The organism is Pacificoceanicola onchidii (assembly GCF_004804335.1).
Lineage (GTDB): Bacteria > Pseudomonadota > Alphaproteobacteria > Rhodobacterales > Rhodobacteraceae > Pacificoceanicola > Pacificoceanicola onchidii.
Genome location: NZ_SRXY01000001.1, coordinates 1038766 through 1060632, shown reverse-complemented (window position 1 = coordinate 1060632; position 21867 = coordinate 1038766). Strand labels below are relative to the sequence as shown.

Sequence of the window (21867 nt, the reverse complement as noted above, 5' to 3'; positions counted from 1 at the left end):
CCGGCATGACGGACTACATTATCGTTGGCGGAGGCTCGGCTGGTTGTGTTTTGGCAAACCGGCTTTCCGCAGACTCGAACGCACAGGTGACACTGCTCGAAGCGGGAGGATGGGACAAAAGCATGTTCATCCACATGCCCGCGGGCTACCTGCAACTGATGAACACGGGGCAGCTTGACTGGGGCTACCACACCGCACCGCAAAAGAACCTCTTTGATCGCAAGATGTTCTGGCCACGCGCCAAGGTGCTTGGCGGCTGTAGCTGCGTCAACGGCATGATCTACATGCGTGGCCATCCGAGCGATTATGACCAGTGGGGGCAGCTTGGGAACCGTAATTGGTCGTATGACGAATGCCTTCCCTACTTCCGCAAAATGGAGACGTGGAAAAACGGCGCGGACAAGTTCCATGGCGGAACAGGGCCATTGCAAACCAGTCTCGGCGCGGTCAATCATCCGCTCGCCAAGGCTTTCATCGAAGCAGGACTGCAAGCGGGCTACCCGGCAAACGGTGACGTGAACGGCGCGGAACAGGAAGGGTTTGGTCCTTGCCCGGGCACGCTGAACGTGAACGGCCGGAAAGTTAAGCGGTCCAGCGCCTCCCAGGCGTACATTCACCCGGTCAAAGACCGCAGCAATCTCAACATTATTACCGGCGCCTATGCGACCCGTGTGATCGTCGAGAATGGCCGCGCCGTCGGGGTTGAATATGTTCAGAAGGGCAAGAAGAAAGTCATCCGCGCTTCGCAGGAGGTGATCTTGTCCGGCGGGGCCATCAACTCGCCGCAGTTGCTTCAGCTTTCGGGTATCGGGGATGCTGAGCATCTCGGATCGCTTGGGATCAAGGTTCAGGCTGATCTACCCGGTGTCGGTGAAAACCTCCAGGATCACCTGGCACTTGGCGTGAAACAACGCACATCACAGCCCGTTTCGCTGTTGCCGATGGTGAACCCGATCCGCTCTGCTATGGCTTTGGGTCAGTATTGGCTGACGGGGGGTGGTCCTGCCGCACACCACGGCATCGAAGCGGTGGCATTTGTTAAACCGCGCGAAGAGGCCATTGCATCGGAACTGCAGTACCACTTCATCATGCTCATGTATGAAGATCACGGGCGGAAGATCATCCCGGAGCACGGATTCATGCCGTACTTCAACATCACGCGGCCGAAAAGCCGGGGCAATATCCGCATCAACTCCACTGACCCGTCCAAGCATCCGACGATCCAGCCGAACTACTTTGATGATCTCGACGATCTTCGGGTAATGCGGGACGGCATCAAGGTGACCCGTGATATCATCGCGCAAAAAGCGTTCGATCCGTATCGGGGCGAAGAATACGCGCCGGGCAAGAACGTGCGTACCGATCAGGAGATTGATGACTTCATCAAAAAGAACACCGAGTCGATTTATCACCCGGTTGGCACCTGCAAGATGGGCTCGGACGATATGGCTGTTGTGGATGATCGTCTGCGGGTGCGTGGCGTAGAGGGGCTGCGCGTCGTCGATGCGTCTGTCATGCCGACCATCCCGACGAGCAACACGAACGCCCCAACGATCATGATCGCCGAACGCGCGTCGGACTTCATCATCATGGGCGAGCAGGGCGCTGCCGTGCAACCGATGTTGCATACAGCCTGACACGAACCGACAATACATCGGAGGGGGCAGGCTACGGCCCCCTCCCAAGAACGAGGCCACGACCCCAATGTCCAAACGCAAAGCCATCATTTCCTGCGCTGTTACCGGTGCCATCCACACACCTTCAATGTCTCCGCATCTTCCGGTGACACCAGAAGAGATCATCAACCATTCATTGGCGGCGGCCGAGGCCGGTGCCACGATCCTGCACCTTCATGCGCGTGACCCTGAAACCGGGCGTCCGACGCAGGATCCGGACGCTTTTCGTGCGTTCCTGCCCCAGATCAAACAGGCCACCGGTGCCGTAATCAATCTGACAACCGGTGGCAGCCCGCACATGCCCGTCGAAGAGCGCATGCGCCCCGCCGCCGAGCTCAAGCCAGAGGTTGCGTCTTTGAACATGGGCTCAATGAATTTTGGTCTGTATCCGATGCTTGACCGGTTCAAAGAATTCAAATTCGATTGGGAGCGGGAGCATCTGGAAAACAGCAGGGATCTCGTGTTCAAGAACACTTTCAAGGACATCGAACACATCTTGCGAACCGGCAATGACAACGGGACGCGGTTCGAGTTCGAGTGTTATGACACCAGCCACCTGTACAGCCTTGCGCACTTCGCGGACCGCGGGTTGGTCAAAGGGCCGTTCCTTGTGCAGACCGTGTTCGGCTTGCTGGGCGGGATCGGGGCCCACCCCGAAGACGTCATGCATATGAAACGGACAGCAGATCGACTTTTTGGGGATGATTATGTCTGGTCCGTTCTCGGGGCTGGGCGCAACCAGATGAACATTGCCTCTATGGCCGCAGCACAAGGTGGAAACGTTCGGGTTGGCCTTGAAGACTCGCTTTGGATTTCTCCCGGAACCCTTGCGGAAAGCAATGCTGATCAGGTCAGCAAAGTCCGCGGCATTCTGGAAGGTCTGAGCATCGAGATTGCAACGCCGGATGAAGCCCGCTCCATTCTGGGACTCAAAGGCGGCGCAAACGTCGCGTTCTGATCTGGACGACGGGCCAATTTACTCGCCGCGGGCCTATGCTCGCGGCGCTCTCTATTTCTTGGAAGCCTTCGGCATAGGCACGATCTTTTCCTGCTCGGAGTCTTCGAGTTTCGATGCGATGTGTTTCTCGTAACGGTGCGCAGAGGATTCCAAATCGTCCTTCAGTGCGTTGAATACACCGTCTTCATCCCGGGCAATCAGTGCATTGATCAGCCTGTCATGCGTTTCCGTTGCGCGTGAAAAAAAGTCTTCAGCATCCCGAATTTCGGCCAGAGCCTCTGCAAGGTAAGGACCGGACCTCATCCAGAGCAGTTCAATCAGCTGTAGCAGAATCTCTGAGCCGGACGCGCGATACAGTGCGAAATGGAACTCCTGGTTGGCTGCCAAAACACCGGCGCTGTTGCCTTCTGCGAGGTTGGATTTCATTTCCAGGTTGTGGCGCGTCATCTTGCCGATCAGAGCATCGTCTGCGTTTTCGACGGCCTGTCGTGCCGCGCTTCCTTCGAGTGAAACCCGAATTGAGGTCAGCTCGACAAACTCGCTGCGTTCAAGCGCCGGAACCTGATAAGTGCGGTTTGCGCGCTGCACGATCATCCGCTCTGCCAGAAGGCGCTTCATGGATTCCCGGACGGGCATTTCGCTGGTGCCGAGCGCCTTGGCCATACTTCGGATCGTCATGGATTGACCGGCCCGAAGCTTGCCCTGCAACAGCGACTGTCGCAGTTGATCGTAGACTCGCTCCGCCAAACTGCGTGTGTCTACCGCTTCCACCGGTCCCGGTTCATTATTCATCGTCTCGCCCTCTTGGCAGGTGTGAACGCACCCTGCGTGGCTTTGCCGATTTCCGCTCTGGCCTCATACCAAGATGGACCGTGGTCCGGCTGCGTTGGTCTCAACATGACTGTTTGTAGTGTATTTGACGCAGCTGAGAAAGAACAGGATTGATCGTAGAGCATTCCTCGAATGCGGATCAGTACCGTGTTGATCATAAAGCGGTTTTCAATTTTCGGGAGGTGAAATTGGTTTTTTCCCCTCCCTGAAGCGGTCGCGATCATTGAGCCGGTGCTTCCTTCTTCCAAAATCGTGCCAGCGACGGGCAAATCCAATGAGAAACCCAGTGCTTCGAAGGGTTTTGGCACGGGAATTGCTTGCCTTTTGGTCAAGCTCCGGCGTGCCGGGCTTGATCTGAACCGAATTTCACTTTGGGAGGACGAGAAACGTGGAACATATGAAATCAAAGCCGACGATCAGTCGGCGCACTTTGCTGAAATCTGGGTCGGCCGCGCTGGGCGGTACTCTGCTCGGAGGGCTGGCCGCGCCCGCACTTGCACAAACGAGCGACGAGCTGACGGTCATGATTGCGCAGCCGCATGTGGGCGGGGCAAAGATCGCTGCCGCGACCTTCGAGGAAAAGACCGGTGTCAAAGTGAACATCGATGTCATCCCGCTGGGCCAAGTCTACCAGCAGGTTGCTCTCGATCAGCAATCCGGTGCGAACCGCTATGATGTTTTCCAGTGCTGGTATTGCACGATTGGCGCCGTGGCGGCGAACGGTCTGGGCCAGGACATCACCGACCTCATCGAGCGGGACAAGGCCGAAATCCAGCCGGATGACTATATTCAAAACGTCTACAATCCCTATTCGCTCTACAACGGTCGCCGTTTTGGGCTGCCATTCGACGGCGACAGCCATGCCCTGTACTACAACAAGGAAATCTTCGAACGGCTGGGCGAAAAGCCGCCAACCACTTGGACTGAGTTGAACGCCATTTCTGCGCGGGTGACGGAACAACTGAAAGGCGATGGCGTTCACGGTCATTCCTTGATCGGACTTCCGGTGCCGCTTCTGAATGTTTCGACGTTTGCAAACCGGGTTGCGAACTTCGGGGCGGAGTTCCTCGACGCGGATGGCAACCCGACCTTGGACACGCCGGAAATGCTTGCCGCTGCGCAGAGCATTGCAGAGCTCGCGCCGAATGCTTCGCCGACACCGCCTGAAGTAGGGTACACCGAAGGGCTGGCCCTGTTCCTGAGTGGCAAGGCTGCGATGACTGAAGGCTGGATGGATCTCGGCATCAATGCGCAACAGGACGCGGATTCCAAGATCAAGGATCAGTGGGGGGTGCTGCCTCTGCCGACGCTTGATGGCGATGCATCCAAGAGCCGCGCGGCGCTGAACGCAGGCTGGAGCCTGTGCCTGTCCTCCAAAACCGAAAAGGAGGAACTCGCTTGGGAATTCCTGAAATGGGCGTCCGGCGTCGAAATGGCTGAGACAATGATCGCTACAAACGGCACCGGGATCGACCCGTTCCGACGGTCCGCGGTCAACAGTGAGGCCTATGTCACGGCAAACGCGCAATCGCAGCCGATCGTCTCGGTTGCTCTGGAAAATGCCATGTCCTGGCCCACCGTGCCGGACGCGCCGCAACTTCTGGAGATTCTGAGCCGCGATCTGGCCTCGATGTTGGCTGGTAACAAGTCGCCTGAAGACACGATGAAAGGTGTTCAGCGCGCTTGGGATCGCATCCTCGGCTAAACTGTGCGCCGCTCGGTTTTGATCGGGCGGCGTTTGCCGTTCATCGCAAAGCGAACTGCCGTTGTCTGCTCCTGTCAACAGGTGGTGTTCCCCAAACCAATGGGGTCGGGGCGTTTTGAGGAACGATAAAAACAAACCAACACACGAGAGGGCAAAACATGCTCAAATTTTTGAAAGCTGCCGCATGTGCAGTTGCCGTGACGTTTCCGGTTGCAAGCTGGGCTGACACTGCTGGCGCTGCATTTTCGGAGGCAGCGACCGCTGTTCTTGACACTGCCGGCTATGCGGTTGTCGCGACCTTCAAGGTCAAGGAAGGCGAGGTTGAACGCTTTGCCGAGGAGATGAAAATCAACGAAGCCGCCAGTAGGATGGAGCCGGGTATTCTTGACTATCGCTCTTACCAGGATCCCAAAACGCCCACGCTTTTCGTAAACTTCGAAGCGTACAAGGACCAGCAGGCTTTCGATGATCACGTGGCAACGCCCCACGTGCAGCGTTTGCTGCCGATCCTCGAAGACATCCTGACCGAGCCGATCGGGATTCAGGTTCTGGTCAACTACTGATCTCATCAAGCGCCGCCAGTGTCCGACATTGGCGGCGCTTTTTCGCGGTAAAGCGGCAAGGACGCGGCACGGTTCTCGCTTTCAGGCCAATCCAAACTGATGGAACTGATCCGGCAGATCATCCAGATCAACTATATCGTCCGTGTCCAGCACAGCGGCATACTTCAGAACGCTCACAAGCTCCCGAATGTTGCCTCTCCAATCATAAGATTTCAGCGCCTTCCTCGCGACAGTGGACATTTGGCCGCTTTTCCCATGGGCTTTGAACATGTCCGTGCACAGACGCTCTATGACATCGTCCTTGTCTTCGCGATTCCTGAGAGCGGGAATTTCGATGCCCACGGAGGCAATGCGGTAGTAGAGATCGCCTCTGAACTTCTTTTCGCTCATTTTCTCTTTCAAGTCGTGAAGTGTCGCGGAAACCACATTGATATCCACGCTGATGGGTACGCTTGAACCCAGCGGTGTGACTTCTTTCTCGGACAGAACCCGCAACAGGCGCACCTGTGAATTCAATGGCATATCGCCAACCTCGTCGAGGAAAAGCGTGCCGCCGTTCGCGTCTAGGACGCTGCCTTGCGAGCCTTCTTTTGCAGCCCCCGTGAACGCCCCAGGCAGGTATCCGAACAGGATGCTTTCGAACAGTTCTTCGGGAATGGCCGCGCAGTTGATCGGGACAAATGGTTTGTTCGCGCGCGAGCTTTCCGAATGCAGGGCCTTGGCAAATGCGCCCTTGCCTGTCCCGGTCTCGCCAGTCAGCAGAATGGACAAGCCACCTTCAAACGCGCGTTCCGCAATGTTCACGGATCTTTGCAGTTTCGAGTTCTTTGCGATCAGGTCTGAGAGGGTGGGCTCCGCAAGGTCTGCTTTTTTGGCGGTTACGGGGCGCCGCCGCGATGCTTTCACGTTGTTTTGAGTCTGGGGGGTCAAGCCGCCAATATTGTGCGATCGGACGTAGAGGTTTTTTGCGTCCTTGTCGCCGAACACGAGCGGTTTGCTGTTTGTGATCGCATCGAAAAGGTTCTCCGGTGTCATGCGCAGCACTTTTTCCAGGTAATTCTTGCAAGCAATTTTCGTATGATTTTTAGGGCTTAGTGGGGATTCATCCGGAAGCGTGGTAGCGATCAGCCGTCCGGAATCGTCCAGCGCCAGAAGCTCGCTGTTGGCGATGTCGCTGAAGGAACTGACGCTTGCGATCTGAAGTACGGAGTACTTTTTGAATCGCTTGGTGAACCAAACGTTTTCGATCCGCTTTGCCGCCTGTTTGACCAACTGAAGGGTGATTTCCTGTTCCGGGCGCGTGGTTTCCCGTGGGGTTGTGACGTTGAGAACAGCCGCGATTCGCCGCTGCGAATCCAGAATCGGCGCCGCTGTGCAGGCCAGGCCGGTCAGGTTCGTGGAGAAATGCTCCTTGGCAACAACGCTGACCGCCGCGCCTGTGCTGATGGCTGTGCCGACACCATTGGTTCCCTGCGCGGCTTCCCCCCAGATTGAGCCGTTATACAAAGAGAACGCGCGGGCGTCGTCTTCAAGGCCGGGCGGAATGAAATTCTCAAGCGTGATGCCCTCACTGTTCGTCAAGGTCACCAAATAATCGTGGTTCTTCAGCCGCAGGAACATGTTCTGAAGCTCTGATTTGGCTTCAAAAATCAGATCATCCAAACGGTCTGACGTCTCTCGCAACTCTCGTTGTGTCAGAACATCCGGTTTTGAAATGCGATCAGCAGAGAGTCCGTACTCCTCCTCGCAACGGATCCAAGAGGCTCTGATATAATTCGGCGTTGGCGATTCCGAACCGCCTGCGCCCCGTACCATGTCCAAACCCATGTCTCTCTCCCCCTGCTTCTGGGGACATCCTCCAACGTCCCTTTCCGTGATCTGTGATCACGAATAAAGCTCGAGGCTAATGGGTTTGCTGGAAAAAGCAACGATTTGTTTGCGTCAGATTAGAAGAAGAAACGATGGGGAGTTAGCTTCTGGCTACTACGGGGCCTCCCTGTTTCCAGACCCTCGTTAGTCATTTCTTCGGCTACTCACCTGCTGAACTTGCGAATAGGCGCCCTCAAGGCAAAAGGCTGGAGAGATAAGGGGGGCTGCCCTGTCCGTCTGATAAGCAATTGTTTAAAAATAAAAATCTCCGGACCTTCATTGGCATTAGAAGAAAAATCGCACGCTTCTTCAGTTTGGCACGATTCCTGCTTCCAGTGTGTTGGCAGCCCTGAATCGCCTCAGGGCGAGAGAAAAATGCCCGAGGGAGGAAGATATGCAGATCTTTGGGACCATGGCGCACAACCGTGAGCGGCCGAGTTTGCCGCATCTGTTGCGCGGCCGGAGCTTGGAGCTTGAAAACCTGGGAAGGCGCACAAGATGAGACCACTCATTCGCAAGAGATCAACAGCAGGCTGGATGATGCTGCTTCCGGTATTGGCCGGTTTGGGCGCGTTCTTCATTTATCCCTTTGTCTACCTGATCGGGCTTTCTTTCAGCAAGTCCACTTTGGCCAACACGTTCCAGAAATGGGTGGGCTGGGACAACTTCGATTGGATGTTCACAGGTACCAACTTCACATCCAGCATCGCGACCACAGTCATTTTCGCAATCACCGTATCAATTGTTCAGCTCATTCTCGGGCTGCTGATCGCATATCTGCTCTACACGTCCGTCAAAAACGGGCGCGTTCTGCGCGCCTTGATTTTGCTGCCTCTGATGACACCGCCGGTCATGGTCGGGATTGCGTGGAAGCTGCTCCTGAGCCCCACCGGGTGGATCAACAGCCTCTTGTCGCAGGCAGGGTTGATCGAGCAGCCGATTTCGATCCTGGGGGATCAGCGGTTTGCCTTTCCGTCCATCATGCTTGCCGATACATGGCAATGGACGCCGTTCATCGTGATCCTGTCCTACGCTGCGCTGCAGTCCCTGCCCGAAGATGTTTTCGAGGCGGCGGCGCTCGATGGTGCGCACGCGCGCACAACTTTCTTCAAGCTGACGCTTCCAATGCTGGCACCTGCTCTGCTGTCGATCCTGCTGATCCGAATGATCATGGCGTTCAAGACCTTTGATCTTGTGTTTGTCCTGACGCAAGGCGGCCCGGGTGGGCAGACCGATGTCTCTACCTACACGATCTGGCGCACGGCGCTGCAGGAGTTCGACCTTGGTCTGGCTGGGGCGCAAACCCTTCTGTTCGCCATCGTTATTTCGCTGGTCACGCTGCCGATCGTGTTTCTGAACAACAAAGCGGAGGCGCGGCTATGAGGACGACGATCCAACAACCCAACTCGCCCCAGAATGGGGAGACGTTCCAGTTCAAGCCTGAGCTCTTGACCCTTTCCAGAACATGGAAGCCAAAGGCCGAGGAAGGCCGTTTGCGCAAGATGATTTTTGTTTGGATCGCGCTGGCAGTGATCGTCATCTTCTTCATGCTGCCCATCGCTTATCTGTTCTCGACCTCGTTCAAATCGCCGGTCGACGTGGTGGACGGCTCGTTTTTCCCGAACGCGGTTGAGGCGGAAAACTGGCCAAGGGCGTTTGCGCAAGTGCCGCTTTGGTCGTTCATGCGCAACTCGATCCTCGCGGCGGCGTTCAGTGTCTTTGTCACCTTGGGCGTGGCCGTGATGGCAACATACGCTATGCTGAAGCTGGAAGTCGGGAAGTCGTTCCTGCCCGATATGATCCTCGCATCCTATGTGGCCCCGCCGATCATTGCCCTGATCCCGATGTTCGTGCTGATGCAAAAACTCGGACTGCTGAATTCGATTGCCGGCATGGTGCTGATCTACGGGCTCATGAATGTGCCGGTCGCCTTCTGGCTCATGCGCAGCTTTGTCTTGCAAGTACCCAAGGCTCTTGATGAGGCCGCATGGCTCGATGGTGCCAGCTACTTCAAAACCTTCTTTCGGGTGACATTGCCGCTGCTCTATCCGGCCATGATCGCGACAGGGCTGATCTGTTTCATCCTGTCGTTCAACGAGTTGCTGTTTGCGCAGGCCATGACGTTCGACTCTGACAGCCGGACACTTCCGGTGGGTATTTCGCTCTTCCAGGGCGAGCGCCGTGTCAACTTCGGCCAGATGGCGGCCGCATCATCGGCTGGGATCATCCCGGTCTACTTCATCGCACTGTTTTGCCAGAAGTGGCTGATCGGTGGCTTGACCCAAGGCGGCGTCAAGTAAGCCAATACCCGGAGAACGAGAAAATGGCGAAAATCGACATTATCAACGTACAAAAATACTACGGATCATATCATGCACTCCGCGAAGTTTCGCTTTCCATCAAGGAAGGTGAGTTCATGGTTCTGGTCGGGCCTTCGGGATGTGGGAAATCCACGCTTCTGCGGTCCATCGCCGGGCTGGAAGATATCTCGGGGGGTGTGATTGCGGCCAATGATCAACCGGTGAACGATCTCTCTCCGCAAGAGCGGAATATCGCGATGGTCTTCCAGAACTACGCGCTCTATCCGCATTTAACAGTGAGAGAAAATCTGGCGTTCAGCCTCAAGATCCACAAGTTCGAAAAGAGCGAAATCGACCGCCGCATCAAATTGGCCGCCGATATGCTTGGATTAACGGACTATCTGTCCCGCAGGCCCAAAGCATTGTCGGGCGGTCAGCGTCAGCGAGTTGCCATGGGCCGCGCGATGGTGCGCGAACCCACGGCCTTTCTGTTTGATGAGCCGCTGTCAAACCTTGATGCGCGGTTGCGTGTGGAAATGCGGACTGAAATCCGCAACCTGCAACGCAAACTGAGAACAACGGCGGTTTACGTGACCCATGATCAGGTCGAGGCCATGACCATGGGCGACCGGATTGCCGTGGTGAACAAGGGGGGCATCGAACAGGTGGGCACGCCGCTTGAGCTGTATCGTGATCCCAACAACATGTTCGTTGCCGGGTTCATCGGCTCGCCTCCGATGAACTTCATCTCCGCACGCGCAGATGGTCATCAGGCGGTGTTGGAAGACGGTCAGGTTGTGACGATTCCGGTGAAAGCGCACGGCGATATCAGCATCGGCCTGCGGCCCGAACACATCTTCCTCGACAAGCTGGAGCATCATCACACACTCAAATGCAAGGAAAGTCGGCATTTTGATCTGGGATCGTCGCTGCAGTACTTCTTTGATCTGAACGGCACTGAAATTGAGGTCTCCGCAAGCGGAGACGTCAGATCGCACAGCGGCGTCGAGATCCAGATCCATTTCGATCCCAACGACCTTCTGGTCTTTGGGGCAGACACGAAGCGGATCCGGTGATGCCAACTCGCTAAAGAGTCGCCCGAAGTCAGCAGGGGCGCTAGGGTGATGCTGCTCCTGCTGTTTTCGGGTTTTACAAAGCTGTTGTCAGGGAGGCTGCCATCGTCTGTGTCGCAAGAAATTCTGAACATCATGATTGCCGTGGGCGGATCGCGCCGTCTTGCGGCCCGCTGAGGGCGTGAGCATGGGCAGTTCCGTCGGCGTTAAGCTTTCCCAGAAGCAGGCTCTTGCGCTAACCCCGGAGCTGGTTCAGTCGATCAAGCTGCTGAGCAAAAGCGGTCCTGAGCTGGACGAGTTCGTAAAGGACCGTTTGGAAGAGAACCCGTTTCTGGAAAAGCCTTCAGACGTCCCAGCGGGGCCCGCGCAGCCTTCGGCAAAAGTGCCGGGCCCCGATCCGGCAGGCGCGCGTTCCATGGGGGCACAATCCAGCGGCGGCTCTGCGTCTGTCAGCACCCAAGATCTGCTTGGCCAACTTCCCGACACAAGCGTTTCCCTTGTGGAGCACATCGCGTCCCAGATCCGATTGCATTTCGAAGACCGCTTGGATCGTTCAATCGCGTTTCAGATTGTCATCTCTTTGGACGAAGACGGATACCTGCGCAGGCCGCTCGAGAGTTTGGCCGCCGAGCTTGGTATCGCCGAAGAACGCGTTGCGACGGTCTTGAGCGCCGTTCAGAGCTTTGACCCGGCAGGCATAGCGGCCCGGTCCTTGGGTGAATGCTTCCAACGTCAGCTGGAGGACAAAGGCCGGTTTCCCCTGACCATGAAGGCGTTACTCGCCAATCTGGACTTGCTGGCCAAGGGCGAGACAAAAAAACTGATGCGCCTTTGCGATGTCGATCGCGAAACACTTGTGGGTATGGTCAACGTTCTGCGCACGCTTGATCCGAAACCAGCCCGCCGGTTCGATTGCGAGCCAGTGCCTCAGGCGGTGCCCGATGTCTATCTGACCAAGAGCGGCGAAGGTGGCTGGAAGGTCGCGTTGAACCCGCAGGCCCTTCCCCGCGTGTTAGTGAATCGGGACTACTATTCCGAAGTTGCCCGCGGACTGGACGGGGAAGAGGAGCGGAAATTCGTTGTTGATTGCATGACAAGTGCTAATTGGTTGGTGCGGAGCCTTGACCAACGCGCGCAAACCATCCTGAAAGTTGCAACGGAAATCGTGAGGAAGCAGGGCCAGTTCTTCTCCCACGGGGCGTCGAAGCTGGTTCCCCTGAGCCGAACCGATGTTGCGGAGACGCTCAAGATCCATGAATCTACGGTTAGTCGAGCGGTCGCCAACAAGTACCTTCAATGCGATCTGGGCGTATTCGATCTCGGATATTTCTTCTCTGCAAAACTCTCCGGCACGGACGGGGAGACCGTGCTTTCGGCGGAAGCTGTCCGACATAAGCTCGTTCAGCTGATCGAGGGCGAAACCCGCGACAAGGTGTTGTCGGACGATGATTTGGCGAGCAACCTGCATGCGGATGGCATCCATATCGCCAGACGCACCGTCGCCAAGTATCGGGAAGAATTGAAAATACCATCGTCTTCAAAACGGCGCAGGCGATTGAAGGCGAACGCCCTGTTGGCGTGATAGCTGCATCGGTCGTTTTCTTGTGAAGCGTGCCGGCTGCGCCGAACTTGGCACAGTTCTTGCTCCTATGTTCATGAGAACTCAAATCGGGAGGATAAGCTCATGAAACTTGCAGGAAAAGTTGCCATCGTCACGGGCGGAAGCAAAGGCATCGGCCTTGCCGTAGCCAAGCGCTATGCAGAGGAAGGGGCGACGGTCGCTGTTGTGTCGCGCAAGCAGACGGATTGCGATGCGGCTGCGGCGGAAATCACTTCTGCGGGCGGCAAGGCGTTCGGGATTGCTTGCGATGTCAGTGATCTTAGCCAGCATCAGGCCTTGATTGACGCGGTTGTCGAAAAGGCTGGAAAAGTGGACATCCTGTTCAACAACGCCGGCGTGTTTGATGCGCGGCTTTTGCTTGATCTGACCGAGGAACACTGGGACTACGTCTGGGACATCAACGTCAAAGGCGCCGCCTTCATGCTGCAAAAAGCGGCACAGCAAATGGTCAAACAAGGTCATGGCGGCCGGATCATCAACGTCTCCTCCGAGGCCGGACGGCGCGGTGCGCGACTGTGTTTCCACTACGGCGCGGGCAAGGCAGCACTCATTCACATGACGCAAACGGCGGCTTTTGAGCTAGCGGAGCACGGTATCAACGTGAACGGGATTGCGCCGGGCGTGATCGACACGGACATGTGGGTCAAGGTGGACCGCCAGTTCGGCGAAGACGCCGGGAAAGAACCCGGTCAGGTCAAGGCAGAGCTCGACAAAATAGTGCCTTACGGGCGTTTTGGCGTGGTCGAAGACATGACAGGCGCGGCTGTGTTTCTGGCCTCCGAAGACTCGGAGTACATGATCGCTCAAACCCTGAACGTTGACGGTGGCCGGGTGCCGGGTTGAGCCGCTCTACCGCCGGGGATTGTGGTTGAGCATCCTTGACAGATCCTGGGTGGGCAACGCTCACCCAGATCGCTTTTGGTACCGCAAACACGAGGTTTGGATTTGCCGACTTATACTTTGGACGGGCTCAGTCCGCGATTGCCGGACACTGGGGACTACTGGATCGCCCCGGACGCCAACGTGATTGGCAATGTCGCACTTGATGATGGCGTCTCGATCTGGTTCGGCTCAACCGTGCGTGGTGACAACGAACTGATTTGCGTTGGTGCCGGGAGCAATGTTCAGGAAAACTGTGTATTGCACACGGACCCCGGCTTCCCACTTCGGATCGGTGTCAATTGCACCATCGGGCACAAGGCGATTTTGCACGGCTGCACAATAGGGGATGGCGCACTGATTGGCATGGGTGCCACGATCCTGAACGGAGCTGTTATTGGCGAAGGTGCCTTGATCGGCGCGGGCGCGCTGATCCCGGAAAACAAAGTCATTCCACCGCGCGCCTTGGTCATGGGCGCGCCGGGGCGGATCGTGCGTCAACTTGAAGAAGCGGAGTCGAAAGGGCTAGAAGCATCAGCAGTGCACTACCAGCAACAGATGCGGCGCTTCAGAGGTGGCCTCGCGGTAGTGTAATAAACCAAATGGAGAGGTAGAGGTCTTGTCCTTATCCGGATTCCCCTGTCTTTCAACAAGTGAACTTCGCAAAGAGGGTATTCCCGAGCCTTGGACGTTCGGCCATGAAGACATTGTCCGGTTTTCAGAACTTGATGTCCTGAACCACGTGAACAATGCGGCTTATGTCGTTTGGCTCGAAAACGCCCGCATTTCGTATTTCGTGAACTACGGGATTTCCGATTACGTCTCCGAAAACCGGCCGACCCTTGTCGTGCGCAGCCTTCAGCTCGACTACCACGCCCCTTTGCATCTGGGGCAAAAGTACATCGTTGCCACCAGAAGTGCGCAGTACGGCCGAACGTCCTGGACGATGAAGCACGCGATCTTTTGTGACGGGGACGTCAAGGCCGAAGCGGCCTGCACGATTGTCACGATCGACGGCAAGACCGGCAAATCCGTCCCATTGAATCAATCGCTCATTGATACGATTTCGAAACGCGATAGCGCGGTGAAACGCGACAGGCGATAAGCGGTTAAGCCTTGGACCGCTGAAGTATCATCCCACGTATCGGTGTGACCTTTGGAAATGGAAACGGCCGCCAACCCGCCAGGTGCACAAAGCCTCGGGCGGACGAGAAAGAATTCTTGTCTCGCAACCGGATCAGCGCCAGAGTTTTTCGGCATGTCCCAATCGATCCGGAGGCTGAGTATGTCGAACCGTCGTTCCAGAGCCGGAGGCCGCGCGGCGCGCGTGGCGTCGCGCATGAACCCCGGAGAGGAGGTTCCGAACCCGGCGCCGTCCGGATTGCCCGGCGGGCAATACCGTCCTTTGACGGAAAGCCAGTGCGCCGCCATTGTTGATGCTGCTTTCCGGCTTTTGGCGACCATCGGCATTGGCGATGTTCCCGAGGTTGTGCTAGACCTTGCACTGGCGCGGGGCTGCAAAATCGATAGTCATGGGCGGCTGATCTATAGCCGCGATTTCGTCGAGGACATCATCGCGTCTACACCGAAATCACTGACGCTCTTTGGTCAGGACCCAAAACATGATTTCGAGGTCAGCAAGCAAGCTGTGCGTTTCGGTACTGGCGGTGCAGCCGTGCAAACACTTGATCTGGAAAGCGGCGCATATCGGCCGTCCACGCTGCGGGACGTCTATGATTTTGCGCGGCTCGCGGATCAATTGGAAAACATCTGCTGGTTCACGCGCTGTTGCGTTGCCACCGATATGGCGGACATTTTCGATCTGGACGTGAATACCGCTTACGCCATAGCGAGCGGTACCACGAAACCGATTGGCAACAGCTTCAGCTTTGGCAGCCACGTGGACGCCTGCGTAGACCTCTTTGATATGATCCTCGGTGAGCCGGGCGCTTTCAAAAAGCGGCCGTTTTGCAAGGCACATATCTCGCCGATCATTTCCCCAATGCGCTATGGTGAGGACGCTGTGGACGTGGCTCAGGCGGCGCTGCGCCACAACATGCCCGTGAACACGATCATTGCCGCCCAATCCGGGGCGACTGCGCCTGCGCCACTGGCCGGCATGTTGGCGCAATCGCTTGCCGAGACCCTTGCCGCGCTGGTTCTCATTGATCTGCTTAAGCCGGGCCATCCGGTGATCTTCTCGAATTGGCCGTTTGTCGTGGACCTGCGCACCGGGGCTTTTGCCGGGGGAAGCGCTGAAATGGCGATCCTCAACGCGGGGTCGGCTCAGCTCACGAACAGCCTCGGGCTCATTTCCGGTGTCGCCGCCTCCATGACAGATTCAAAGCTGCCCGACGCGCAGGCGGGTTATGAAAAAGGGCTGACAACGCTGGCGGCCGGATTGGCCGGCGGCAACTTGGTCTACGAATCCGCAGGCATGTTCGGCAGTCTGCTTGGCGTGTCGTTCGAAGGATTCGTCATCGACAACGATATCCTCGGTTCCGTTCAGCGGGTTGTGCGCGGCGTGGAGGTCAACGGCGAAACGCTGAACCTCGATGCGATAGAACAGGCCATTCGGGGCGAAGGACATTTTTTGGGAGGGGATCAGACCTTGGCCGCGATGCAGCGTGACTACTTCTATCCGCCGCTCAGCGACCGGAACAGTCCGGATGCGTGGGCCGAAGCGGGCGGTGTGGACATGCAGGGCCGTGCAAAAGAGCGGGCAAGAGCGTTGCTCAGCCAGCATTTCCCGACACATATCAGCGCGGCGACCGATGATTTGATCCGCGCACGTCACAAGATTCATTTTCCCAAAGAGCATATGCATTAGCGGATGGCCACACGGACGGCCTGCTTGCAATCAGGAGTGGTGTTCGGCCAAGAATACGCGTTCTATATAGGAGTAATCGCCAATCCGGTTCAGAAGTTTCGAAAGGACGCGCAATGCCCCAGGACGCCCCGATTTGGCAGTGGCCCGCCAACGAAATCGTTCGGGCAACACAAGCCGGATCTGTGTCTGTTTCCGAGGTCACGGAGGCGGCCATCGCGCGCATGGAACAGGTCAACCCTGACCTGAATGCCGTGGTCGAAAGTCTTGCGGATGAAGCAAGGGCACAAGCTGCAGCGCTCGATGCGCAGGGCGCGCCAAAAGGGCCGCTGCATGGCGTGCCGGTCACGATCAAGATCAACGTCGATCAGAAAGGATACGCCACAAGCAACGGTGTGGCCGCGCTCAAGGATCTGATTGCGCCGGACGATGCGCCGGTTGTGCGCAATCTGAAAGCAGCCGGTGCGATTGTGATTGGCCGTACAAACACGCCTGAATTCTCCTTTCGTGCGGATACCGACAACCCGCTGTTTGGGCGCACGCACAATCCTTGGGGGCGGCATGTTTCGCCGGGCGGATCCTCTGGCGGGGCCGGGTCTGCGGTCATGGCCGGGATCGGGGCGTTGGCGCATGGCAATGATATTGGCGGCTCGCTGCGGTTTCCGGCTGCGGCCAATGGGGCGGTTACGGTCAAACCAGGGCTGGGCCGCGTGCCCGCATGGAACCCGAGCCAGTCGGTGGAGCGCGGCCTGCTCGCGCAATCGATGTCGGTGCAAGGGTTGCTTGCACGCAACGCAGCCGATCTGCATCTGTCCATGCCGTCCCTGATTACTCCGGACCCGCGCGATCCGTTTCACGTTCCGATGCCATGGCAGGGGGCGCCTTTGGAGCGCCCGATCCGGGTTGCCTTCACCCGCGATGACCTTGGCTTCGGCCTGCATCCGGAGGTTGGCACGGCACTCGACAAGGCCGCCTCTGCCCTGTCGAACGCGGGCTATGCCGTGGAAGAGGTGGACCCCCCGCTGGCTTTCGAGACCGGAGAGGTCGGATACCGCTCGTTGATGACCGAGGTTCAGGCGCTCCTGAGAGAGGACATTCGCAAATACGGTTCGGAGACGGTGAATGCCTTGTTCGACATCTACTTTGCCGAATATCCGCCGTTCGAGAACCGCGAAGCGCTCGCCATGCTGGCCAAGCGTACCCATTACGCACGGCAGTGGTCCCTGTTTTTGCAGGACTACCCGCTTGTCCTGACCCCGTTCATGGTGACGCCGTTTTTCAAACCGGGCCGCGACACCGAAGGAGTGGACGGCGTGCGCGAAGTGCTCGGGCAGGCGCATTGGTCCTTCATCATGAACTTTCTCGGGTTGCCCGCCGGGAACATGCCGACCCATATCGCCCAGATGCCGGGCGGTGCACAGCCCGTCGGCGTGCAGATCGCCGGGCGCAGATGGCGCGAAGACCTGATCGTCGATGCGATGCAGGCGATTGAGGCGCAGATCCCGCCCGTGTGCACAACGTTGTGGGATCAGATAGGCTGACGCGGACCTTGGCCGGGCTGGTGCAGGAGCGAGATAACAAGACCCGCGCGGAGGTGCCGGGGCTGGGGCGGGTGCCGGTGGTTGGCGGGTTGTTCCGGACGAAGGATTCCTCGAAAGACCGCACGGAACTCATCATCATGATCCGCCCCCGCGTCATTCATAATGCGGCGCAGGCCGGGGATGTGACTGCCTATTGGCGGAATAAGCTCAATGGGGCGAATTCTATTCTGAGCACAGGGCTGGGGGCGCCGCGGCATACGGTTTCGGATGTGGTGCGGTAGGGGAAAGGACGCGAAAAAGGCAACTACCGCAAACTCGTGAGCTGATTATTCCTAGTCTTCGTTGACATCAATGTTAGCCGCCACATTTCTCATATGAATGTCGAATTCGTCAATGTTAGAAAATATTACTACGAAATTCCTATTTTTATCTAGGCAATAGATCTTTCCTTCGTCATCTCCAAGGAACTCTTGGTTTACCACTGCAGGAATTGTTTTCTTAAATATAGCAAGAAGATCGCTTCTGGGGTTTAGCTTCAAGTCATTCAAAGCAGAATCTACCTTTTCCCTGCCAGAAATCACCGTTTTCTTTGCAATTTTTCTCTTTCCGCCCACGTTCTTCAGTCCTCAATCAAGTCAACTTCGGTTGGTTCAGGCTGGTAGGTGCGTGTCTTACCGCTTTCAGGCGCGACACTTGGATTCATGACAACGCCATCGCCGACAGTCATCTTTTTTGTCTCGTAGTCGTATGTAGCGACGCTGTGAACAACGACAACTCCCTTGCCCGTCGCACCCTCGATCTAAGATGGATCAATCTTAGCATCTGACGTCGTCACAAGCCAGAGTTCCTTGGTGCCGCTACCAGGCAAATTCGAAAGTGCATCAATGTGGCCCTGTAGTTGATAATCTCCTGTTTTCAACCCGATGGTGCCACTAGTGGCCTTGACTTCAATAAAGCCGAGGCCGAACCCCTTTTCGCCAGAAGTAATTACTACTCCTTCAAGGCCGAGACGGCTTACTGCTTCTGACACCACTTTACTGTCTGGAATCACGTTGCTCCAACCGTTTTTGCTTAGGACTGCGCGTTCGGCCGAATAATGCTTACTGGTGTTTTTGGGGAGACCCATTGAGCGGAGTACCGCGTTTTCAAATGTGTTGCCACCCCACCAGTATTTTTCTGGTGCTCCTAAAATTTGTCGCCTTGAGGCTTCGTACCACAGCTGAGAAGCGGGCATCGGTTTCATCTCGTTTCCGCTTGGATCCCTCAAATTCACCGGATCGTTGAACGAATAGGAATACCTGTTCGTCCCAACCCCAGCCTTGGTCACCTCGAACCAGTCCGGCTGGATGAACACTGCCAACTCTGGGTCGTAATACCGGGCGTTGAGGTATTGCAGTCCCGCGCCCGCGTCATAGCGCTCACCGATCCAGCCTTTGGTCTCGACAGGCGGGGCGATCTGTTCGATCCAGGGGGACTACTGACAAAAGTCGAACCGACCGCAGTGTTGCGCCGCCAAAAGTGAAGACCTTCGCGCAGATAGCGTTTGCTTCTGGCTGGGATTTGGCGATTCTATGCAGCAAGACAGTGCAAAACAGGACCGTTCCCCATGTTTACCAGACGAACCATGATTGCCTCCCTTGCCGCTTTGGCCACGCCCGGCTTGATCCGGCCCGCTTTGGCCGCGCCGGGGGATTGGGATGGGTGGGATGTTCAGGTGACTCCCGAAGCCTTCGATCTCGAAACCAGCAATCCGTGGGGGCTGCATCCGCGGCTTCTGCCACGGCGGGTCAAGGCGAATGCCGATCTCAAGCCCGGTGATGTGCATGTGGATGCGGTTGCCCGATATCTCTACCACATCGAGGAAGGCGGTACGGCGATGCGCTATGGTGTGGCGATTGGTCGGGACGGGCTTTATGAGCCGGGCGTCTACACCATCAAGCGCAAGGCGAAATGGCCGCGCTGGGTGCCGACCCCGGCGATGATCAAACGCGAGCCCGAGAAATACGCACGATGGGCCGATGGTGGTCAGCCGCCGGGTCCGGGCAATGCTTTGGGCTCAAGGGCCTTGTACCTCTATCAGGGCAGCCGCGACACCTACCTGCGCATTCACGGCACGCCTGCGCCGCGCTCCATCGGAACGCGCGCGAGTTCAGGCTGTGTGCGGATGGTCATGGCCCATATCAACACGCTCTATGACAACGTGGACAAAGGCGTGACCGCCTATCTCTACCCGACGGACGGCAGCCCGCTTTAGAGCCTCAGGTTTTGAGGCGGAGGCTCTAACTCTGAGGGCGGGTGCAGATCGGGTTCCCGGCGGAGGTGCGCAGCGGCAGCTGTGTCGTCTCCACTGGCCCTTTGTGCGTGTACCAGAAACACCCATCCGTCGGGTTGATCCGCGCCGTGGTCAGATCCTGGAACGGCGCCGCGATGGAGGAGACGGAGTCCGGCACGGTCACGATCCCGCCCGTAGGCGCGCCGTCTCCACCGGGAACCGGCTCGCAGGCGGCAAGACCCAAAAGGGCAACTGGCAAGGCAAACAACGTCAAAGTTTTGGTCATTGGGTCCGTTCCACTGATACCGTTTCGCCCAAACTTGCACCGGATTGATCGCACCGCAAGACCGCACCCGCGTTAACCGCTCATCACACTTGCCTGAACGCCGATTCCGGGCCATAGATTGGCACAGGGCAGGCGATGGCGTCGCCAGCGTTATGAGACGCGCCCTACTCACCCATCCTGAACGCCGGGGTCTTGCTTTTCCGTTTGGCGGGGAGGGGAGATCGTTCCTCTTGTCGTCTGCACAACGAAGAGGAATGTTCCGATGGACCGTCCCGATTTTTACCGTTTCCACCAAGGTGACCGCGTTTTGCCGTTCGCTTCCGAAGAATATGATGCGCGGCTTGCGGGCCTGCGCGCGCGCATGGAAGAGGCCGGTGTGGAGGCCTGTGTTTTCACCTCCATGCACAACATCGCCTATTATTCCGGATTTCTCTACTGCAGCTTTGGCCGCCCCTACGGCCTTGTGGTGACAGAGACCGAAAGCGTTACCATCAGCGCCGGCATCGACGCGGCGCAGCCGTGGCGGCGCTGTCATGGTGACAACATCACCTATACCGATTGGAAGAGGAACAACTATTGGCGGGCGATCCTGTCCGTCACCGGCGAAGGGCGTGTGATCGGGTATGAAGGCGATCACCTGACTTTGGCACAGCGTGATCTGCTTGAAGACTTTCTGAAGCCTTCCGCCACGCTTGATATCGCGCCGGCTACAATGGTGCAGCGGATGCACAAATCTCCTGCTGAACTGGCGCTGATCCGGCATGGTGCGAATGTTGCCGATGTCGGCGGTTTTGCGATCAAGGATGCCATCCGCGAAGGCGCGCGCGAGATTGACGTGGCCATGGCGGGCCGTGATGCGATGGAGCTTGAGATTGCGAAACGTTTCCCGGATGCGGAGTACCGCGACACCTGGGTTTGGTTCCAATCCGGAATCAACACCGACGGCGCGCACAACCCGGTTACGGCACGGCAACTGCAACGCGGCGATATCCTGTCGCTCAATACTTTCCCGATGATCTCGGGCTATTACACCGCCCTTGAGCGCACGATGTTTGTCGGAGAGGTCGATGACGCCTCGCTCAAGATTTGGGAAGCCAACGTGGCGGCGCATGAATATGGCATGTCCTTGCTGAAGCCCGGTGCAAAGTGCTCGGAGGTCACTGAGCAGATCAACGCCTTCTTCGCCGAGCGCGACCTGCTGCAATACCGCACCTTTGGTTACGGGCATTCGTTCGGGGTGCTCTCGCACTACTATGGCCGCGAAGCGGGGCTGGAACTGCGCGAGGACATCGACACGATGTTGGAGCCGGGCATGGTCATTTCGATGGAGCCGATGCTCACCATCCCCGAAGGGTCGCCGGGCGCGGGTGGTTACCGGGAGCACGACATCCTGATCATCACGGATGAGGGGAATGAGAACATTACCGGCTACCCTTATGGTCCGGAGTTCAACGTCGTCGGTTAAA

At 57.3% G+C, this 21867-nt stretch carries 22 protein-coding genes; 16 read left to right on the top strand and 6 right to left on the bottom strand.

Annotated features, from left to right (window positions below; genetic code table 11):
* Positions 1-5: 5 nt before the first annotated feature.
* Both E4662_RS05200 and kce read left to right on the top strand, forming a co-directional pair.
* Positions 6-1637, top strand: coding sequence for a choline dehydrogenase (locus E4662_RS05200; RefSeq protein ID WP_136440176.1), 1632 nt, complete (start codon positions 6-8; stop codon positions 1635-1637).
* Between the two features lie 67 nt (positions 1638-1704).
* Complete coding sequence (gene kce / locus E4662_RS05195; protein WP_136440175.1) at positions 1705-2634, top strand: 3,5-dioxohexanoate:acetyl-CoA acetone transferase; 930 nt, start codon at positions 1705-1707, stop codon at positions 2632-2634.
* Between the two features lie 51 nt (positions 2635-2685).
* Here the strand turns inward: kce and E4662_RS05190 are convergent, their stop codons facing one another.
* Positions 2686-3426: a GntR family transcriptional regulator gene (locus E4662_RS05190; RefSeq protein ID WP_136440174.1), complete on the bottom strand. Its 741-nt coding sequence runs from the start codon at positions 3424-3426 to the stop codon at positions 2686-2688.
* On the bottom strand, positions 3423-3797 hold the full coding sequence (locus tag E4662_RS05185) for a hypothetical protein (protein ID WP_168797893.1): 375 nt from the start codon (positions 3795-3797) through the stop codon (positions 3423-3425). Before E4662_RS05185 ends, E4662_RS05190 begins: the two co-directional genes overlap by 4 nt.
* A 65-nt stretch (positions 3798-3862) precedes the next feature.
* Between E4662_RS05185 and E4662_RS05180 the strand changes: the two genes are divergently transcribed.
* Both E4662_RS05180 and E4662_RS05175 read left to right on the top strand, forming a co-directional pair.
* Positions 3863-5170 (top strand): ABC transporter substrate-binding protein, encoded by a 1308-nt coding sequence (locus E4662_RS05180; protein ID WP_240705129.1) that lies wholly within the window; start codon positions 3863-3865, stop codon positions 5168-5170.
* 158 nt (positions 5171-5328) lie between these two features.
* Positions 5329-5733, top strand: a complete 405-nt coding sequence (locus E4662_RS05175) for a putative quinol monooxygenase (RefSeq protein WP_136440171.1) — start codon at positions 5329-5331, stop codon at positions 5731-5733.
* Positions 5734-5814: 81 nt separating this feature from the next.
* On the opposite strand, the gene E4662_RS05170 is transcribed toward E4662_RS05175, so the two are convergent.
* On the bottom strand, positions 5815-7560 hold the full coding sequence (locus E4662_RS05170; RefSeq protein ID WP_136440170.1) for a sigma-54-dependent Fis family transcriptional regulator: 1746 nt from the start codon (positions 7558-7560) through the stop codon (positions 5815-5817).
* Between the two features lie 540 nt (positions 7561-8100).
* Between E4662_RS05170 and E4662_RS05165 the strand changes: the two genes are divergently transcribed.
* The 10 genes from E4662_RS05165 (at position 8101) to E4662_RS05120 (ending at position 18124) form a co-directional block, all read left to right on the top strand.
* On the top strand, positions 8101-8985 hold the full coding sequence (locus E4662_RS05165; protein WP_136440169.1) for a carbohydrate ABC transporter permease: 885 nt from the start codon (positions 8101-8103) through the stop codon (positions 8983-8985).
* Entirely contained in the window at positions 8982-9902 is a 921-nt protein-coding gene (locus tag E4662_RS05160; RefSeq protein WP_206080246.1) for a carbohydrate ABC transporter permease, read from the top strand. The genes E4662_RS05165 and E4662_RS05160 overlap by 4 nt, the downstream gene beginning before the upstream one ends.
* Before the next feature lie 23 nt (positions 9903-9925).
* A complete protein-coding gene (locus E4662_RS05155; RefSeq protein WP_136440168.1) occupies positions 9926-10978 on the top strand; it encodes an ABC transporter ATP-binding protein in 1053 nt (350 codons plus the stop codon).
* 184 nt (positions 10979-11162) lie between these two features.
* The gene (gene rpoN / locus E4662_RS05150; RefSeq protein ID WP_136440167.1) at positions 11163-12557 is read left to right on the top strand and encodes an RNA polymerase factor sigma-54; all 1395 of its coding nucleotides are present in this window, start codon (positions 11163-11165) and stop codon (positions 12555-12557) included.
* A 102-nt stretch (positions 12558-12659) separates the two neighbouring features.
* Complete coding sequence (locus tag E4662_RS05145; protein WP_136440166.1) at positions 12660-13439, top strand: glucose 1-dehydrogenase; 780 nt, start codon at positions 12660-12662, stop codon at positions 13437-13439.
* A gap of 102 nt (positions 13440-13541) precedes the next feature.
* Entirely contained in the window at positions 13542-14069 is a 528-nt protein-coding gene (locus E4662_RS05140; protein ID WP_136440165.1) for a gamma carbonic anhydrase family protein, read from the top strand.
* 25 nt (positions 14070-14094) lie between these two features.
* On the top strand, positions 14095-14580 hold the full coding sequence (locus E4662_RS05135; RefSeq protein ID WP_136440164.1) for an acyl-CoA thioesterase: 486 nt from the start codon (positions 14095-14097) through the stop codon (positions 14578-14580).
* Positions 14581-14760: 180 nt separating this feature from the next.
* The gene (locus tag E4662_RS05130; protein WP_136440163.1) at positions 14761-16305 is read left to right on the top strand and encodes a trimethylamine methyltransferase family protein; all 1545 of its coding nucleotides are present in this window, start codon (positions 14761-14763) and stop codon (positions 16303-16305) included.
* 113 nt (positions 16306-16418) lie between these two features.
* Complete coding sequence (locus E4662_RS05125) at positions 16419-17843, top strand: amidase family protein (RefSeq protein WP_136440162.1); 1425 nt, start codon at positions 16419-16421, stop codon at positions 17841-17843.
* Between the two features lie 20 nt (positions 17844-17863).
* Positions 17864-18124, top strand: coding sequence for a type II and III secretion system protein (locus E4662_RS05120; protein ID WP_168797892.1), 261 nt, complete (start codon positions 17864-17866; stop codon positions 18122-18124).
* 51 nt (positions 18125-18175) lie between these two features.
* Here E4662_RS05120 and E4662_RS05115 read toward each other — a convergent pair whose 3' ends face one another.
* Together E4662_RS05115 and E4662_RS05110 are read right to left on the bottom strand one after the other, a co-directional pair.
* Positions 18176-18457 (bottom strand): hypothetical protein, encoded by a 282-nt coding sequence (locus tag E4662_RS05115; RefSeq protein ID WP_136440160.1) that lies wholly within the window; start codon positions 18455-18457, stop codon positions 18176-18178.
* Between the two features lie 185 nt (positions 18458-18642).
* Positions 18643-19269, bottom strand: a complete 627-nt coding sequence (locus E4662_RS05110) for an RHS repeat-associated core domain-containing protein (protein ID WP_276606299.1) — start codon at positions 19267-19269, stop codon at positions 18643-18645.
* Between the two features lie 180 nt (positions 19270-19449).
* Here E4662_RS05110 and E4662_RS05105 point away from each other — a divergent pair, with 180 nt between their 5' ends.
* On the top strand, positions 19450-20097 hold the full coding sequence (locus E4662_RS05105; protein WP_136440158.1) for a L,D-transpeptidase: 648 nt from the start codon (positions 19450-19452) through the stop codon (positions 20095-20097).
* Between the two features lie 25 nt (positions 20098-20122).
* Here the strand turns inward: E4662_RS05105 and E4662_RS05100 are convergent, their stop codons facing one another.
* A complete protein-coding gene (locus tag E4662_RS05100; protein WP_136440157.1) occupies positions 20123-20401 on the bottom strand; it encodes a hypothetical protein in 279 nt (92 codons plus the stop codon).
* A 262-nt stretch (positions 20402-20663) separates the two neighbouring features.
* Between E4662_RS05100 and E4662_RS05095 the strand changes: the two genes are divergently transcribed.
* Positions 20664-21866, top strand: coding sequence for an aminopeptidase P family protein (locus E4662_RS05095; protein WP_136440156.1), 1203 nt, complete (start codon positions 20664-20666; stop codon positions 21864-21866).
* Position 21867 lies beyond the last annotated feature (1 nt).